The sequence below is a fragment of the Actinoplanes sp. NPDC049548 genome (genome assembly GCF_040676695.1).
Taxonomy (GTDB): Bacteria; Actinomycetota; Actinomycetes; order Mycobacteriales; family Micromonosporaceae; genus Actinoplanes.
Window position 1 is genome coordinate 1 of the sequence record NZ_JBFAPM010000060.1, and the last position, 3210, is coordinate 3210.

Genomic DNA, 3210 nt, shown 5'->3' on the forward strand with positions numbered 1-3210 from the left:
TCGTTGGTGGTCGAGCGGTGGAACGACACAGCACGCCCAGTCGTGACAGGCACGTTGCCGGAGTTGTTTGCGGCGCAGGTGGCGCGGACGCCGTCCGCGGTAGCCGTGGCGGACCGGTTCTCCTACGCGGAGTTGGACGAGGCGTCGACGCGGGTCGCGCACGATTTGGTGGCTCGGGGTGTGGAACGCGGTGATCTGGTGGCCGTGATGATGCACGGGCAAGCGGAGATCGTGCCGGTTCTGTTGGGCGTGCTCAAGGCAGGCGCGGCGTTCGTGCCGGTGGATCCTGGCTATCCGGCCGCCCGGATCGAGTTCATGCTCGCGGACGCCGCCGTGAAGCTGGTGGTCAACGACGACATTGTGACGGCGCCGGCCCGCACCGGTGTGCGGCTGCCGTCCATCGGTGTCGATGATGCGGCGTATGTGATCTACACGTCCGGCTCGACCGGCACACCCAAGGGTGTGGTCGTCACTCACCGCGGTCTGGGGAACTTGGCGGCGGCGCAGATTGAGCGGTTCGGTGTGAGCGCGGGGTCGCGGGTGTTGCAGTTGGCGTCGTGGAGTTTCGACGCCGCGGTCTCTGAGTTGTGCATGGCGTTGCTGTCTGGTGCGACGTTGGTGCCGGCTTCTTATGAGGCGTTGGAAGGCGGGACGCATGCGACGATCCCGCCGTCGGTGCTGGCCGCGGTGCAGGAGTTGCCCGCATCGCTGGAGACGATCGTGGTGGCGGGTGAGGCGTGCCCGTCGTGGCTGCTCGAGCGGTGGCAGGGTCGTCGTCTGGTCAATGCGTATGGGCCGACTGAGGCGACGGTGTGCGCCACGATGAGCGGGCCGCTGGTGGATCAGGCGCCGATTGGTCGGCCGATCGCGAATACCCGGGTGTATGTGCTGGATGAGTTCTTGCGTCCGGTGCCGCCGGGTGTGGTGGGTGAGTTGTATATCGCCGGTCCGGGGTTGGCGCGCGGTTATCTGGGTCGTGCGGGGCAGACCGCGGCGAGTTTCGTGGCGGGTCCCGATGGCAGCCGTTGGTATCGCTCGGGGGACCTGGTGCGGTGGACGGCCGATGGCGATCTGGTGTTCGTGGGCCGGGCGGATGCGCAGGTGAAGGTGCGCGGGTTCCGGGTCGAGCTGGGTGAGGTCGAGGCCGTTCTGGCCGGGCATGAGGATGTGCAGCAGGTTGCTGTGGTGGTGCGTGACGAGCGTCTGGTCGCGTACACGGTCTCTGGTGTTGATGGCGACGCCCTGCGGGAGTTCGCCGCCGAGCGTTTGCCGGACTACATGGTGCCGTCGGCGTTCGTGGGGTTGGACCGGCTGCCGGTCACGGTAAACGGCAAGCTCGACCACGCCGCCCTGCCCGCCCCTGAAGCCGTCAGCAGCGAGGGCCGGATGCCGAGCGGACCGACCGAGGAACTGCTCTGCGGCATCATCGCGGAGATCCTGGGCGTGGACCGGGTGCCGGCCGACCGTTCCTTCTTCGAGCTCGGCGGCGACTCACTGCTCGCCATGCGCCTCGTGGCCCGCATCCGGGCGGCCTTCGCCGTCGAGATCAGAATCTCCGCGCTGTTCGGCTCGCCCACGGCCGAGGGCATCGCCCGCCTCATCGGCGCCGGAACCGGCGTCACGCACGCCGGCCTCACCCGGCGCGAGCGGCCCGAGAACCTGCCGCTCTCGTACGCGCAGCAGCGCCTCTGGTTCCTCAACCGGCTCGACGACTCGAACGATGACGCCACCTACAACCAGCCGCAAGCCTTGCGCCTGTCCGGGGAGCTCGACGTGGCCGCGCTGGAGGCGGCGTTCGGCGACGTCGCGGACCGGCACGAGTCTCTGCGTACGGTCTTCCCGCAGGCCGACGACGTGTCCGTGCAGCGGATCCTCGAGGGTGAGGCCGCCCGGCCGCCGTTCGCCGTGGTCGAGACGCACGAGGAGCGGCTCCCGGCCCTGCTGGCAGAGCACTCCGGCCGCGGGTTCGACCTGAGCGCCGACCTGCCGTGGCGGGCGTGGCTGTTCGCCATCGCGCCCGACGAGCACGTGCTGCTGATCGTCACCCACCACGTTGCCGTCGACGGCTGGTCGATGGGCCTGCTGACTCGGGATCTGCGCGACGCGTACACGGCCCGGCTCCGTGGCGAGGCACCGGCCTGGGTGCCGCTGCCGGTGCAGTACGCGGATTACGCCTTGTGGCAGCGTGAGGTGCTCGGGGATCTGGAGGACGACGGCAGCGTCATCGCGGGGCAGCTGGCGCATTGGCGGCAGGCCTTGGCGGATGTACCGGCCGAGCTGACGTTGCCGTTCGATCGGCCGCGGCCTGTGACGCCGAGTTTCCGTGGTGCGACCGTGCCGGTGGAGATCGACGCGGCCGTGCACGCGGCGCTGCTGCGCCTGGCCCGCACCAGCGGCACGACGCCCTTCATGGTGGTGCATGCGGCGTTGTCGGTGTTGTTGTGCCGGGTCGGTGCGGGGACTGACATCCCGTTGGGTACGGCGGTTGCCGGGCGTGGTGATGCGGCGTTGGACGAGCTCGTCGGGTTCTTCATCAACACCCTGGTGCTGCGCGCGGATCTGAGCGGTAACCCCACGTTCGCCGAGGTGCTGCGGCGGGTCCGGGAGTCCGATCTGGCTGCGTACGCGAATCAGGATGTTCCGTTCGAGCGGTTGGTGGACGACCTGGCGCCGGCGCGGTCGTTGAGTAGGAACCCGTTGTTCCAGGTGATGTTCGGTCTGCAGAACGTGCCGCAGGGCGAGGCGGGCTGGGAGCTGCCGGGTGTGCGGGTCAGCCCGTACGAGGGCGGCGACGACGGCGCCACGGCCCGCTTCGACCTGTCCGTCGACCTGGTCGAGCGTCGCGACCTCGACGGCGATCCGGCCGGGCTGCTGGGCGGCATCACCTATGCCACCGACCTGTTCGACGAGCTTACGGTCCGTGCCTTGGCTGATCGTCTGGTGCGGGTGTTCGCTCAGGTCGCTGCTGACCCCCAGGTGCGTATCGGTGATCTGGACCTGCTCGATGCGCAGGAACGCGTCCGGGTGCTGGAGCAGTGGAACGACACCGCTGTTGCTGTTCCCGCTGTGACGGTGCCGGAGTTGTTCGCCGCCCAGGTGGCTCGGACTCCTGACACGGTGGCGGTCCGGTGCGGGGCTGAGGTGTTGACGTATGCGCAGTTGGCTGCACGGTCGGATGCGTGGGCGGCGCATCTCGTAGGCCAGGGTGCC

1 protein-coding gene is annotated in these 3210 nt (G+C 69.2%); it reads left to right on the forward strand.

From position 1 onward, the window contains the following. Positions 1 to 42: 42 nt before the first annotated feature. The coding region (locus tag AB0J80_RS38420; protein ID WP_364714762.1) for an amino acid adenylation domain-containing protein at positions 43 to 3210 on the forward strand (3168 nt) is incomplete at its 3' end.